Here is a 14,258-nt window from a genome sequence, read left to right on the forward strand (position 1 = left end):
TAATAGTCAAGAGTTTTTTATCTATCACTATAAGATTTTGACCCTACCAAAGACTTTCACTTTGTAACTTGTTCTAACTTATTAAAATATAAGAAGTTTCTTTCCTAAGGATACCAAAATTTTACCCAAAATATCCATTTTTGCATGAACTTGGGTTAAGCCTAATTTCTCTAATCGGAGACTAATTTTGTTATATCCTTAAGAATCACATTGGGTTTAAAGATGCCATTTGCTTGTTGGGCCTCCTCGAATGTAGTAACACCTGTAAGAACTAAAACTGTTCGCGCCCCTATGCGATTCCCTGCCAAGATATCAGTTTGCAAAGTGTCACCTACCAATATCACTTCACCAGTGTCTTTTCTACCATTCAATATCAATTCTAATGTAAAAATTTCCGGTTTGCCCAGTATAATTGGTGAACAACCTGTGGCAGATTGTATTGCAGATACTAAAGTCCCTGCCCCTGGCAAAAAGAGGTTTTCTTTAGGAGATAGAAAATCATTATTAGTGGCAATAAAATTTGCACCCGAAAGAATTAATTGTTGGGCACTCACTAATTTTTTATAGTTAAATGTCTTATCTAATCCTACTATTACATAATCAACCTTTTTTTTACAATCTGAATTCTCAATGATTTCGACACAAACATTTTTTAATTCCTCTTTAAGTCCCTTTCCACCGATTACAAAAGCGCTTGTATTTAAAATGTTATTTCGCTCAAAGTAAATCGCAGTAGCATATGCAGCGGTCATGATCTCTTCAATAACACATTGAACGCCCATTCTTTTTAGAAAAGCTACATAACCTTCTCTTGTCTTCGAGGTATCATTAGTTAGAAAGAATAGATTATGTCCTCTTTCCCTTAGAATTTTTAATGTCTCTGGGGCCCCGTCAATTACCTTTTTACCACGATAAATAACCCCATCTAAATCAAAGATATATATTGCCATAATTCCCTTGAACAATTAAAGTGAGCATAGAGTAGCTCCTTCTGATGTTTTCTGCACATTCCTTTTATAGACTGATAAGAAACCTCTTCTTATCCTCATTTTCGGTCTATAATTCTTAAGCCTCTCTCTAATTATGGATTCCTCCACTTCAAGGTTAATGCTTTTATTTCTTATGTCTATCTTTATCATATCACCGTTCTTGATGATTCCTATAGCACCTTTTTCTGCTGCCTCGGGACAAATATGTCCTATTGCCAGGCCTTTCGTAGCGCCGGAAAATCTCCCGTCGGTTACAACCGCCATGTGCTGATCAAATCCCTTGGCACATAAAGCAGCGGTAACCCCTAACATCTCTCTCATGCCAGGCCCACCTTTTGGTCCCTCATTTCTGACAACCACCACTTCTTTCCTGGGTTCTTTTAAGGTATAAAGATATCTTACAGCTTCCTCTTCAGATTCAAAAACTTTTGCCTTTGCTTTAAAAATCAGCATACTTTCACTGACCGCACTCTTTTTTACAACAGCGCCACATTCTGCTATATTCCCTTTAAGCACAACAATTCCACCATCTTTTGTAATAAGGTCATCTATGTTCCTTATCACTCTTCTATTTTTGATTTCGGCTTTTTTTATATGGGAATCGATGGTTATACCATCTACTGTCATAACCCCTTTGTTAACTAACGGGCCAAGTGCCTTTAAAATCGCCGGGACCCCGCCAGCCCTTTCCAAATTACTCAAAGTATATACACCACTTGGCGTTAATGAGCAGAGATATGGAGTATTTTCACTCAATTTATCAAAATCCTCCAAATCAATACTAATGCCGTTTTCTTTTGCTATTGCTGTCAGGTGCAAAATCGCATTCGTGGAACCTCCAGTAGATAAAATAACTCTTATAGAATTTTCTATAGATTCTTTTTTTACTATTTTCTTTGGGGTAATATTTCTCTTCAGCAGATACATGATTTTGCTTCCACTTTCAAAAGCATATTTCAGCCGTCTTTTACTCGTTGCAAGTGGCGTGCTACCTCCTGACAAGATCATTCCCATCGCTTCTGCCGCTAATGCCATCGTATTAGCTGTAGCCATGTGTGAACATGACCCCGGGGCAGGACATACAGACTTCTCAAATACCTTTAATTCTTCCTTTGTAATTTCTTTATTAAAATAACGCCAAGCCATTTCATATGCATCTCCACTGCAAAGATTTCTTTTCTCACCAAAAACCCCTGCTTTCATTGGACCGCCATTTAGTAAAATGGCAGGGATATCGAGTCTCATTGCTGCCATCAACATTCCTGGGATAGCCTTATCACAAGAGGCGACCATAACCATTGCGTCGAAACCGTGGGCACGGATCATAATCTCTACACTTGCAGCTATAACCTCTCTGCTTGGTAAGGAATACCTCATACCATTATGCATCATCGCGATCCCATCACATATTCCAATAGTATTAAATTCAAGAGGAGTTCCTCCTAAATCGATAATTCCTTTCTTTATGAATTTGGCTAACCTTCTTAAATGGACATGACCAGGGTTGACTTCGCTCCATGAGTTGGCTATAGCTATTAAAGGCCTTCTAATTTGATCTTCAGTTAAACCTGTTGCCATTAATAAGGCTCTATGAGCAACTCGTTCTATCCCTCCAAATACTGCGTCGCTGTTTTTTTTATAATTCTTTACTCTCATTTTCTTCACCCTAATTCATCCGTTAATTACCTGGAATAGATCCGTGATCTACCTCGTATCACCTAAAATAACGCACGGAGTTCCATCCAGACCGATAAAGAGAGGATAAACATGTACGGTATGTATCTTTTCGATGTAATAGGATAATCTCATATCTTCAATGATATATATAGGCGCTTTACTATCACGGGCAAGCAATATTTCATGGACTCTGTGGTTTTCCTCAGGGTAAAGGGAACTCCCTATGGAGATCGTATCTATTCCGACAGATTTCAAAGCAGGAAAGGTTTTCTTTAAGTACTGTGCAGCATCCTCCGATATGCCTGGATTCTTCTTAATGTACTTTTCTGGATCTGAAAATCGATGTTCACCAAATCCTGTTCTGATCAAAAGTAGGTCGCATTTTTTGATTTCACTTTCATATCTCTTCAAATGCTTTCTTTCAATGATTTGTCTCTCTTTTACAGTAATATCAAGAAAGGCAACTTCATAGTAGGAGAATTCTTCAATGGCTTCTTTGGTATCTCGTTCTTCATATACATGGAGAGGATAATCAATATGGGTTCCTGTATGGGTGTTCAGCGTTAAACCATAAATGTTCTTTCTATCTCCCTTTTGTATACTGCGAACTGTATGTATAGATAGTCTTTTCAGTGAGGGATATACAGGCGTATTTTTATATATCGGATAAGAAAGTTTTACGAGCATGACTCTGTCCTTTTCTTCATAAAAGCCTCAAACCTGTTCATTGTCTCATTGAGATACTTTTCTTCTAACAAGAAACTCATTCGAAAATACCCTTCTCCCTTTTCTCCAAATGCATTTCCTGGAACGACCACAATTCCTGCTTCTTTAAGCAGAACTTGTGAAAATTCCCTTGACGAGGAAAATCCCATAGGTACTTTTGCCCAAATATAAAACCCTCCTTCACTTTCAAAAAAATCAATCCCCATTCGTCTTAACCTATCATTTACCAGATTCCTTCGTTTGTTATATATATCCAGATGTTTCTCTATGTAGTCATCACATCTCAATAGTACTTCGGCGCCAGCATACTGAATTGGTAAAAATATTCCGTCATCGATATATGCTTTGACCCTTTGGAGTCCTAATATTATCTCTTGATTCCCGACAATAAATCCTAATCTCCATCCAGTCATACTATAGCTTTTGGAAAGTGAATGGAACTCTACACAAAATTCTTTTGTATCATTGAATTGTAAGGGAGATATCCTTTCTCTTACAAATGTAATTTCCGAATAAACATTATCATAGCAGATGATAAGATTATGCTCTCTCGCAAATTCTAAACAGGTTTCCAATCGATCTTTCCGTATTAAAGCACCTGTGGGATTATGAGGATAATTAAGAATCATTAATTTTGCTTTTCTGGCGACATCATGAGGAATGTCTTCTGGACATGGTTGAAAGTGTTTATCAAGTGGCATCAGATACTGCTGTCCACCCGATAGAATAACTCCTGCATGGTACATCGGATGAGCTATCTCTGGTAGAATTACAATTTCATCTTCTTCAACTAATATTATCATAAGATGTATGATACCTTCTTTCGAACCAAGTAAAGGGGTTATTTCACTCTGAGGATCAAGTATTATATTGAATCTTTTGTGATACCACTGTGCGATTGCCTCTCTTAAGAGCAAAAGCCCATTGCCGAGAGCATAGCGATGATTCTCTTTAATTTCAACCTGTTCTTGCAACTTCCTTACTGCTTCCTCAGGTGCTGCAAAATCAGGATCACCCAATGATAGATCATAGGTTGGAATTTTCATAATTTCCATTGTACTCTTCTGATTTTTTAATTCGATGAAGGGATATTCTTGCAATCTGTCATAACGTCTGTTGAATTTTATCATGATACCTTTCTCCTTTATAATTCATTAGCATATTCCGAAAATACGTTCTTTGTCTCTGATTTTTTTTACCGCGTATTTATATTTTTTTTGAATATGCTTATCTACCCACTCATATAAATCCTTATCATCCCTCTTTCCCCACCCCATCCTCACATTGTATGGTTTAATAAAATGATAATTGTTTAAGATATCTGCAAGTAATCCCTCAATCAATCGGATTTCCTTTAAATCATTGGTGAATGAGCTTTTCTTAGTAGCCATTTTTAAAATATCCAAAAGTATTTTTTCTCTTATCATCGCGATTCCCGAGAAATCCTGTTTCCCTCTCAATATCATCAGAAGTTGCTCATCATTGATTTTGAGATTAAGAGGACCATTAATTATTTTTGATTTTTCGGTCTCAATGATATCCATGTAGCTACACAGATTCATTTCACTCTCTTGTAAAACAATTGGGAGATTGGCCCTTCTTAAAAAGAACTTAATGAAGTTTTCAATATAATCAATAACTTTATTTATTAGTTCACCTTGTTCATTAGTAGTCGTAGGAATGTGAAAAATTTCGCTTAACCTTTGTAGCTTCTGGACGGCACTCGTGGATTCTTGCACTAAGAAACGAAGGGTGCTGGGGAGTAATATGGCAACCATGTTCCCATGCATTATTTTGTATTTGTTGCAAAGATGCACTAAACTGTGTGCGAGTCCTAATCCACCCTTTTCATATGTAACATTAAAGTTAGAAATTGCATGAAGATAGCCTGCGATACTTAACTCCCACAAAATATTTTCATTTATGTTTCCTTCTAAGTACGATGGCAAATTTTTATCAAAGAGTCTGATGGCTTCCAACGACAAAAGGTCATTGAATGTATTTGAATTGGGGTTCACGAATGTTTCTATTGACTGGCAAAATCCATCAAGTCCGGTTATGGTTGCCTGCCTTACAGAGACTGACGAGAGAAAAAGAGGGTCAATGAGCACAAAAGGGACTTTTAGTCCTCTAACACTTGTCTTAATATCACCATTACCAATATATACAGCACAATCATTTCCCTCAGATCCTGAGCTCACAATGGTCGGCACAGCAATCATCTGTATTCTCTTTTCACTATTGAATGGTTGTTTATCTATTAAATAGTCTTCAATCTCACCCTCTTGAAGAGCAAGAGATGCTGTACACTTAGCCACGTCGATAACCGTTCCTCCACCTAACGCAATCAAGACATCCACCGCCTCTCTGCATATTATATCAGTGAGTTCTTTTATTGCAGTAATTGAAGGTTCTTGAATTTTATTAAAGTAAATAAACTTATTATTTAAATTATTAAGTGATCTTCTGATCATTGGTAAATATGTATTTGAGAAATGAATATCTTTATATGTTGCAATAAGAATAGATTTTGCTGTCTTAATCTCAGGAATAATATCAGCCATACGCAATAGAATATTATTTCCGATGAATGCTCTTCCCAAAAATCGGACGTGTTTCTTTATTTCCTCCGTGAAAAGTATTTCTCCTGTTACCGAATCAATATCAAACAGTGATTTAAACCCATTTACTAAATCTTTCATCCTTTTTTTCCTTGGTATATTTACTCTGTTTACTTTAGATTGCACCTTCACTCTTTAGAAGTTTGTGAAGTGATTCTATAAAGAATATGATGCTAAAAATAATTAATATCACCGATAAAATGATAACCAGAACTTTATATTTCTTTTGGATAATTCTGCTGAATTTGTCTTTTGTAATCAAATACACAATTGTTCCAAATATGGAGAACAGAGCACTCAGAAAACCTAGCTCAAAGGATACTACATATCCTTGTCCCCTTTGTTTTAACTCCCACAGGGTCTTCAGACCTATTGTGCTCGTCCACACGACGGCATAGGGGTTAAAAATAGTGATGTAAAAACCCTTCCACATTGTGCTTTCAAAAGACTTTTTTTCGTCTGAATTGTTGAACGGATACTTTGATTTTCTAATCCCTTCCATTCCTATAAGGAGCAACAGGACCGAACTGACGAAACCTAACGAAATTATAAAATGTTTGTTTCCTATATTTTGGATACCCAGCGTTAAAATAATTCCCATTATAATGATTGCACCTGTTGTACCTACTATGAATTTGATTCCTGATCTTCTTCCTTTGTGAATTGTTTCAGCTACTAACAGTGCCATATGGGGACCCGGCATTAGAAATATGGGTGCCCCCAGGAGATACCCTTTTATATAAACTATAATTAATGCCTTATATGATATTTCCATTTGCAACAGTTCCAATATGGTTCCATGGAAAATGTCGAGGTGGCATTTGATTGTCCTTTATCCTCTCAGAAATATCCACCGTATTGAATTTATATATCCACTTTACCTTCACAATATCGATGCGCATATGATTGGGATATAATGAAAAAATATTTTTCTCAATATAGTCAAGCAATATACTTTCATTGCGGGTGTGTGCTGCCAGCACAAAATTATAATTGTTGCCTTCTAAAGATACAACTACGCAAAACAAGTCTAGGTTCAATAAATGTGTTTTGATTTTTTTCTGCACTTCCTCCGAAACAAAATCACATATTTTAATGTAAAGTTGAAACCGTTCGGTACCACTCTCGTCCTTTATAATCACTGTAGGACTAATTATCTTCTTTTTTATAAGTAAATACAATAATACTTTTACCCTCAGTTTTGATAAGTTGGTCTCTTTCGATAGGCGGTGTACAGATGGTATAGGATTATTGCCAAGTGCCTCTATTAATTTTTTTTCATTCTCACTCAAGTGATAAGTCTTGCATCTTTTTTTGTAGTATTCTATTTTCCTATGTGATAATTTAGGCGGGTCATAGCTTCTTATAAAAAGACTATCTCCCGTATCATTCTCGCTGAAGTAATAACGTACTGCCCCATGATATTTAGGAGAATCAAACCTTCCTGCCTCTTTAAATATCATATCCACTCTGTCATATATAATTTTCTCAACAAGAGAACTTTCTTTTAGCAAACAGAATATAGGATTCTCCTCAATTGGCTCATTGTGTCCAAATATTCCCACACTAAGTTGAAATTGACTATAATTTTCATAGACATAGAGTGTTAGATGACTCTCAGATAATCTCTTTATTAACTGTACTATCGCTGTTTTCTCATTTTCAGTGGAAACATCCTTTATGATGATTAATGTTGCATAGATTTGATAGGGAAGGACATTCCAATTAATATGCACAATCGGCAAAAGATATCGTTTCTGAAATAGGTTCTTTATACGCTGTTTTGTCTCAGAGATATTCAAACCTATCTTTTTCGACAGTTTCTCAGGCCTTATGTAAAGGCATGATTTTAGATGTATGGCAATATCAACATCCTTCTTATCTAAATTTATCCAAAGTAAGTTATCCTGTATTGTAATATTAACATCCTTCTTATCTAAAAATAAGTCATCCATATTATATCCTTATATCTTATTGATGGGGTCTACTGCGATTAATGGTCCGGCATTTTCTATACATCTCAATATAATAAAACAGCCATCCTATACCCATAACTGCAGTCCAGAAGGCTGCCATTTTAATGACTGTATAATATAATCCAATAAGTATTATGAGATAAACCAGCATACTAATTACTCCCATTATACGCATAAGTTTTAATATATTTCTTGTGTTCTTAGGAAATATGTTACTCAACTCCTCTTCCCTTATCTTGAAAGGCATATAGCTAGTCACCAGCAGACCAAAACTATATGAGAAATTGGCATAAAAACCCAAGACAGGATTAGTAATAAATATTAATATAAGGAAGGCAATAGTATATACAATAACAAGTTGTACCACTGGGGTGGAAAATGTTCGAGATACGTAAGTCAGCCCTTTTACTTTATTGAAAAAGCCATCTATTGATACTGCATACCCGTGCCTTGCAGAGCGGAATCCTAACATGAACATATTATCGAAGACAGCAACAAACAAGAGGAATGTAATAAATGCATATACTGATGCCGGCATATAGATTGAGAGAGCATCAATAGCGGTGAAATCTTTGTTTATCCCGACTTTGATATATATATATTGCCAAGGAACCGCATTATAAAGAACATAACTGACTATGATATAGAAAATAGTGGCAAGGGTTAATGCAATGATGATTACTTTCCAAATCTTTCTCCTTACTTCAGTATGTATTTCTGCTCCAGCATTCTGAGTGAATGTAACACCTCCGTAGCTAAACATCAGGATAGCTATTCCCATCAAAAGTCCCTTCCAGGTAATCGGAGGATAATTTGAATTTTCGAGGATTTTTATAAGTGATTCCTGACTTTCTATTGTGCTAAGGAAGTCGTTATAATTATGCCCGATAGCATAATAGGTAAATAAAAGTAGCAAAACAAGTGTTATTCCTGAAGTAATCAGAGTTGCTTTTCCCTCCATTCCCGTATAATTTACGAAGAAACTTATTCCCATCAGAATTGTTGAGACAACCAGTAAATTATCAATGATGAAGTTTGAAAGTTCAAGAAATCCCATAAGTTTGAACAACTGGGCTAAAATGACCGTGCCTGTGATTGCAGCGCCCTGTAACTGCATAGGAATTACAAACCAATATCCCCATGTGTTAATAGCTCCCCAGAAGGGGCTTACCTTTCGTGTCAAATAAGTATAGTCTCCTCCATAGCTCGGCCAAATTGATGATGAAACTCCCGCAATAAATGCTGAAAAAAATGCAGGGATGGCACCAATTATAAGTGCCAAATATACAAAATTCCCTATAGTTTCTTTCTGTAATTTACCCAATACCTGAACAGAGATAATAAATATCCCCAGTCCAACACATACTGAAAAAGACATTGAGATTAATTCAAGAAAACTATACTTTGGGGTTTTAATATCACTCATATGGACACTCCTTTTCTCTGGAAGTTATCATTCCTTTTGTTTCTTCCTTAAGTCTACAATTCTGTTTCCTTTTAATGACCCTTCTATTATATCGGTAGATATGTCATCCTTATCTTTTACGATTACTTCTGGAGTTATTTCTGTCAATGATTTGACTTCATTTTTAATATTTCTGATTAGTTCGTTATGATCTTTTTCTTTACTCGCTATTTCAATCAACAATTTATCTAATGAATAAATATCCTTTTCGTTCTGTTTTGTAATGACAATTCGAAATTCTTGCAAATAGCTTGTTGAATTAAGAAAATCTAATAAAGAATTCAAATTTATTGTAGTCCCTTTGATTTTCGTAATATTGAGTGATCTACAATATTCATCACTTCTTCCCAATGGCCCAAGAATTCGAGGGAGCGTTAATTCGCAGTGAGGACATTTTCTATATGATATCCCTCCTTCTGCTTGATCCCCGATTAAATAGCGTAGTAAGATAGTTCCATGACCATCGAGATGAGTAAAAGCTATGTCCCCCCCTTTTTCCCATCCTATATTTTTTCCTGTTTTAGGGTCGACACATTCCCAAAAAATAACCTCAGGATTAGCATGGTAGCCGCTATATGGCGCACATTCCATTGCGACTAGCTTAGTTTCCACTACGCCATAACCATCCCTCACACATTTTTTCTCTTTTCCACCAAGTTGTTCCACCATTTCCTCTATTTTCTGTCTTAAGCCATCAGATAATCTTTCCCCCCCAGTGATAATTCCCTTTAACTGCTTGAATTTTACTCCTTGTTCTAAAGCTTTAGAAAGGAAGTAATTTATATAACTAGTTGTGCCGGCCAACCAGTTACATTCAAATTTCTCTGAAAGTTCTATTTGGCGTTTAGTCCCCAGAACAGATCCTGTGTGCACGCCGGTAAGACCCATCTCTTCAGTAGCAAAATATACAATCCAGAAGGCAAGATGAGGTGCATAGGGAAACAATGAAATAAATTTATCTTCTAAGGAAACACCGGCGATCTGGGCATTCTTTGCATAAATCTGCTTGAATATTGTCAGATCATACTTCGTAAAAAAAATTGGTGTTGAATTACTGGTCCTTCCAGATGTTGCAGTAAAAAAGGAGGGACGATATTTAGATTGAAGAAGGGATTTCACCTTTGTTTTCCCCATGAGTATCCATTTTATCTTTGTTGGAAAATGGAGGCTCGATTTTATTGTTTTTTCTGAAGGTTGGAGAATAAAAGATCTTGGGGAATTAATAAGATCCTCTTTTGTCGTAAAGGGAAGCATTTCAAGATCATTTATAGATCGTATACTGTAAGGATTTATTTTCATTTTTTTGAACATTTCCTTATAGAACGGATGAAAATGAACAATTTTATTTTGGACCATATCTTGCAGTTTATAATTCTGTAACCTAATTACTTCTTCTTTAGATTTAAATTTGTACATTGCCTTTGCTCTCTCGAAGTTATGGCTCTTATCATAGCAGCCATTTTGTATTTCGTCTCATTAAATTCATCCAACGGGTTGGAAGCACCTACAATGCCTGCACCGGACCTGATATAGTAATTGTTTGGACTCTCTGAAAAAATGCATCTTATAGCAATAGGAAATTCACCTTGCCCTTCTGAATTAAAATATCCTACTACTCCAGCATACAAATCACGTGGAGTATCTTCTATTTTATTTATATACTTTATTGCAATGTCCTTTGGCACGCCTGAAACAGTAATAGCAGGGAAAAGTATTTGTAGTGCATCAAAAATATCTTTTCCTTTTTGATATATTCCTGAGATTTGCGAAAAAATATGTCTAACACTTTTATACTCCTTAATTTCCATGAATCGTTTCACATTTACTTTTTCGGGGACACAAAACATTTTCATCTCTCTGTACGCAGCCATTACTGAAATTGCATGTTCGAATATTTCCTTTTCATTAGTAAGAAGTTCATTCCTAAGATGTAAATCCCTAATTGGATTGGAACTCCTCTGTTTTGTGCCTGCAAGGACATTTGTAAAGACTTGTTTTGAATCAGATGACAATAATATTTCAGGACTGCAGCCGATTATTTTTATATTTGAATATTCTAACAAGAAATTCGTTAATGAGTTATTAAACTGCTTATAATAAAAATATAGTTCTATAGGCTTTAATTGTATTTCAAAATGCCTTATTCGCGAAATGATTATCTTTTTTAAAATATTTTTTTCAATCAAATTTTGACAAGAGTATATTTTCCTGATAAAATCATCTTTTCCTTCCTCATCATTTATATCACATTCAACAACTTTTACGATCTCCTGCTTTTCACGTGAACTATCCACTAGATAGTCGGCATAATATTCAGGATTGTCGCTTATTATTTGACAATAGTTAGTGTAGAAAAGCATCTGCACACCAGGCTGAATAAATTCTATTAACGGCAAAGTGTTGGTTTTCGTGTAATCGTAATAATATTTCGATAGATCAAAAGAAATATATCCAAACAGTTTCAACTCATTACCTAATTTCTTTAGTATATGTCTAAATTCGCTGTAGGGAGATTCCGATGGCATTTCTTCTATTGTTATATCATATCTTTTTAAGTGCCATTTATCATTTTGTAACTTTATTGTGTACGTCGGTATAGATCCTACGACAGACACATTATTATTCTCATAAATAAACGAATATTCTCCTCCTAATGAGTGTTCCTGCAATTTTTCATATGTTTTTATAGGGTCAAAGTACCCACCAATTGTAATCGTTTTCATTATTATATTCCTTTACAGTTTGTTTCATTTTCTTTTCATTTAAACTTAATTAATCCAAGGATATAACTTCCATATAAAATTGTTGATGCAACGATATTTGTCGATAAAGTCTTCCATCCCATGAATGACGATGGGAATACCACAGTTTTAATCGCAGAGGGAAGACTAATTAACAGGCTTATAATCACTAATAATACATAATAAGGAGATAACCATTTTAGATATGCTGGTATTATTGCGATTAAATATCCTGCCGATAGAAAAAATACCCCGACCAGTGATGCTCTTTTTATACCAATGTTGACTGCAAAAGTATTAATGTTTAATTGCTTATCTGAGTCATAATCCTTAATACAACCAAATATATGCACACCTGTGTGATAGAAAATTGTTGATAAAATGATTAGGAGATGTAATTTCGTTACATGATTTGCACCCAAACTGCCCATTAAATATGACGAGGATATGAGGCTCGCAAAAAAGAGGCTTCCCCATAATGACATAAACTTGAAATATTTATTATAGATTTGAGTGAAAAAGCATATAGTAATAGCTACCACAAAACACCATATGTTTAAATAATAAGCAATAAAAAAGGATAGCAAATAAATTATTATCGTAAGTATCATAGATTCCTTAATACTTATTGCTCCCCGAGCAATTGGGAAGTTCTCTTTAATGGCACCAATATCATATGCACCGTCCTTTGCAATAGATATGGCCTTTCGGTCAATCTGCACATCCAAAATCTGATTAGTTACCATTCCACCCCACCATAGAAGTAAGATAACAATTGTGGACAGGAGAATTTTATTGAAGTCATAATCTCCCATATCATGTATTCCTATCAGAGTTCCCGTGAGAGATGCTACCATTGGGTATGTTGAATACCTTATCCTTAGTAAATCTTTATAGACGTATAATCTCCTCATCATCTCTTTCCCTCTTCAATATAGTATGTCTCTATGTATCATTGCCTAATATTCCTGTTCTTGATCATTGCTTCATTTTTCGTTTAATAAAGTCCTTAATCTTATGCCTCCAAGATGCTGTTGTGTCAGATTTTTGAGAACAGATTTTGCATTCCATACCATTAATTTCAACCCGAATTAGGGGCGTTCTTGCTATATTAAATAGGGCATTAAAAATGTCTTTTTGATAAAGCATCCCTGATAAGCAATCTTCTTCAACTACTGGAAAGTTATAAAGTCCTGTTTTTATAACAAGGTCAACTACATCTATCAAACTCATTGTTGGTGTTACGGTGACAGGTTTTGTCATAAACTCTTCTACGAATATCTCATCAAGCCAGTAAGCAATCTCGTGTTTGCTTAAAGTGGTTGCAATAGACGGAAGAGCTCGCGCAATGTTTCCTCTTGTTACCACACCAACAAGTTTACCATTACTGGTGACCGGGAGTATCTTTATTTCTTGCATTTGAAATGTTCTTTCGGCTTCACGAATTGAAGTCTTTTTACTCACAGAGTTGCATTTACTCATAATTTCACTCACTATCATAACGCAGCACCTTTAAGGGTTAGATAAATTTTATTACTCATCATATCACCTAATTTGAATTTTAGCCTCCCATTATAGATGTTGTTAATAAAAGCATTTCACTCGCACCTATTTGTTCATCCTACGATATTCAATAGGTGAATATTTTACTCTTTCTTTAAATCTTCTAGTAAAACTGCTCCAGTGTGAATAACCAACTTCATAGGCTATCTGGTCGATTGTTAAATTAGTATTTTTTAATAACTTTTTTGCATATTCCATTTTTATTTCTATACACAAATGGTTGAAACTTTTACTATTATTTTTCTTAAATGTCCTGCTTAGATGTCTTAGACTTAATCCCACTTTATTGGCTATCTCGTATAACCTATACTTACCATTGCTTGTCTTAAGTAATTCTTTTGCCTTCTCTATTCGATTATCTAAATCTAATGGATATTTGCTACATAGCATAACATCGTGCACCCTATTTTAATACAAATTTATAGCAGGACATCGTGCACTCTCACCCCATGGGGTGAGCGAAATTCTAATCCTCAAAAATAGCAGGACATCGTGCACCT

Annotated in this window: 13 protein-coding genes; all 13 read right to left on the minus strand. The window is 35.2% G+C overall.

Annotated features, from left to right (window positions below; translation table 11 throughout):
- Nucleotides 1–170: 170 nt before the first annotated feature.
- On the minus strand, nucleotides 171–950 hold the full coding sequence (locus AB1422_09750) for an HAD-IIA family hydrolase (GenBank protein MEW6619596.1): 780 nt from the start codon (nucleotides 948–950) through the stop codon (nucleotides 171–173).
- 15 nt (nucleotides 951–965) lie between these two features.
- A complete protein-coding gene (gene ilvD / locus AB1422_09755; protein ID MEW6619597.1) occupies nucleotides 966–2,645 on the minus strand; it encodes a dihydroxy-acid dehydratase in 1,680 nt (559 codons plus the stop codon).
- A gap of 48 nt (nucleotides 2,646–2,693) precedes the next feature.
- Nucleotides 2,694–3,353, minus strand: a complete 660-nt coding sequence (locus AB1422_09760) for a cyclase family protein (GenBank protein MEW6619598.1) — start codon at nucleotides 3,351–3,353, stop codon at nucleotides 2,694–2,696.
- Nucleotides 3,344–4,447: an aminotransferase class I/II-fold pyridoxal phosphate-dependent enzyme gene (locus tag AB1422_09765; GenBank protein MEW6619599.1), complete on the minus strand. Its 1,104-nt coding sequence runs from the start codon at nucleotides 4,445–4,447 to the stop codon at nucleotides 3,344–3,346. Before AB1422_09765 ends, AB1422_09760 begins: the two co-directional genes overlap by 10 nt.
- Before the next feature lie 99 nt (nucleotides 4,448–4,546).
- The gene (locus AB1422_09770; protein ID MEW6619600.1) at nucleotides 4,547–6,094 is read right to left on the minus strand and encodes an iron-containing alcohol dehydrogenase; all 1,548 of its coding nucleotides are present in this window, start codon (nucleotides 6,092–6,094) and stop codon (nucleotides 4,547–4,549) included.
- Nucleotides 6,095–6,128: 34 nt separating this feature from the next.
- Nucleotides 6,129–6,788 (minus strand): LysE family transporter, encoded by a 660-nt coding sequence (locus AB1422_09775; GenBank protein ID MEW6619601.1) that lies wholly within the window; start codon nucleotides 6,786–6,788, stop codon nucleotides 6,129–6,131.
- On the minus strand, nucleotides 6,772–7,968 hold the full coding sequence (locus AB1422_09780) for a hypothetical protein (protein MEW6619602.1): 1,197 nt from the start codon (nucleotides 7,966–7,968) through the stop codon (nucleotides 6,772–6,774). Before AB1422_09780 ends, AB1422_09775 begins: the two co-directional genes overlap by 17 nt.
- A gap of 16 nt (nucleotides 7,969–7,984) precedes the next feature.
- Nucleotides 7,985–9,415, minus strand: coding sequence for an APC family permease (locus tag AB1422_09785; GenBank protein MEW6619603.1), 1,431 nt, complete (start codon nucleotides 9,413–9,415; stop codon nucleotides 7,985–7,987).
- 27 nt (nucleotides 9,416–9,442) lie between these two features.
- Complete coding sequence (locus tag AB1422_09790) at nucleotides 9,443–10,588, minus strand: hypothetical protein (GenBank protein MEW6619604.1); 1,146 nt, start codon at nucleotides 10,586–10,588, stop codon at nucleotides 9,443–9,445.
- Between the two features lie 251 nt (nucleotides 10,589–10,839).
- Complete coding sequence (locus AB1422_09795) at nucleotides 10,840–12,177, minus strand: chorismate-binding protein (protein ID MEW6619605.1); 1,338 nt, start codon at nucleotides 12,175–12,177, stop codon at nucleotides 10,840–10,842.
- A gap of 35 nt (nucleotides 12,178–12,212) precedes the next feature.
- On the minus strand, nucleotides 12,213–13,112 hold the full coding sequence (locus AB1422_09800; protein ID MEW6619606.1) for a UbiA prenyltransferase family protein: 900 nt from the start codon (nucleotides 13,110–13,112) through the stop codon (nucleotides 12,213–12,215).
- Nucleotides 13,113–13,173: 61 nt separating this feature from the next.
- Nucleotides 13,174–13,695: a CBS domain-containing protein gene (locus AB1422_09805; protein ID MEW6619607.1), complete on the minus strand. Its 522-nt coding sequence runs from the start codon at nucleotides 13,693–13,695 to the stop codon at nucleotides 13,174–13,176.
- A gap of 108 nt (nucleotides 13,696–13,803) precedes the next feature.
- The gene (locus AB1422_09810; protein ID MEW6619608.1) at nucleotides 13,804–14,148 is read right to left on the minus strand and encodes an AraC family transcriptional regulator; all 345 of its coding nucleotides are present in this window, start codon (nucleotides 14,146–14,148) and stop codon (nucleotides 13,804–13,806) included.
- Nucleotides 14,149–14,258 lie beyond the last annotated feature (110 nt).

The sequence above is a fragment of the bacterium genome, assembly GCA_040757115.1.
Taxonomy (GTDB): domain Bacteria; phylum UBA9089; class CG2-30-40-21; order CG2-30-40-21; family SBAY01; genus JBFLXS01.

Coding starts and splice junctions, on each gene's coding strand:
- AB1422_09750 (MEW6619596.1), bottom strand. CDS start 950: ATGGCAATATATATCTTTGATTTAGATGGGGTTATTTATCGTGGTAAA.
- ilvD (MEW6619597.1), bottom strand. CDS start 2,645: ATGAGAGTAAAGAATTATAAAAAAAACAGCGACGCAGTATTTGGAGGG.
- AB1422_09760 (MEW6619598.1), bottom strand. CDS start 3,353: ATGCTCGTAAAACTTTCTTATCCGATATATAAAAATACGCCTGTATAT.
- AB1422_09765 (MEW6619599.1), bottom strand. CDS start 4,447: ATGGAAATTATGAAAATTCCAACCTATGATCTATCATTGGGTGATCCT.
- AB1422_09770 (MEW6619600.1), bottom strand. CDS start 6,094: ATGAAAGATTTAGTAAATGGGTTTAAATCACTGTTTGATATTGATTCG.
- AB1422_09775 (MEW6619601.1), bottom strand. CDS start 6,788: ATGGAAATATCATATAAGGCATTAATTATAGTTTATATAAAAGGGTAT.
- AB1422_09780 (MEW6619602.1), bottom strand. CDS start 7,968: ATGGATGACTTATTTTTAGATAAGAAGGATGTTAATATTACAATACAG.
- AB1422_09785 (MEW6619603.1), bottom strand. CDS start 9,415: ATGAGTGATATTAAAACCCCAAAGTATAGTTTTCTTGAATTAATCTCA.
- AB1422_09790 (MEW6619604.1), bottom strand. CDS start 10,588: ATGGGGAAAACAAAGGTGAAATCCCTTCTTCAATCTAAATATCGTCCC.
- AB1422_09795 (MEW6619605.1), bottom strand. CDS start 12,177: ATGAAAACGATTACAATTGGTGGGTACTTTGACCCTATAAAAACATAT.
- AB1422_09800 (MEW6619606.1), bottom strand. CDS start 13,112: ATGATGAGGAGATTATACGTCTATAAAGATTTACTAAGGATAAGGTAT.
- AB1422_09805 (MEW6619607.1), bottom strand. CDS start 13,695: ATGATAGTGAGTGAAATTATGAGTAAATGCAACTCTGTGAGTAAAAAG.
- AB1422_09810 (MEW6619608.1), bottom strand. CDS start 14,148: ATGCTATGTAGCAAATATCCATTAGATTTAGATAATCGAATAGAGAAG.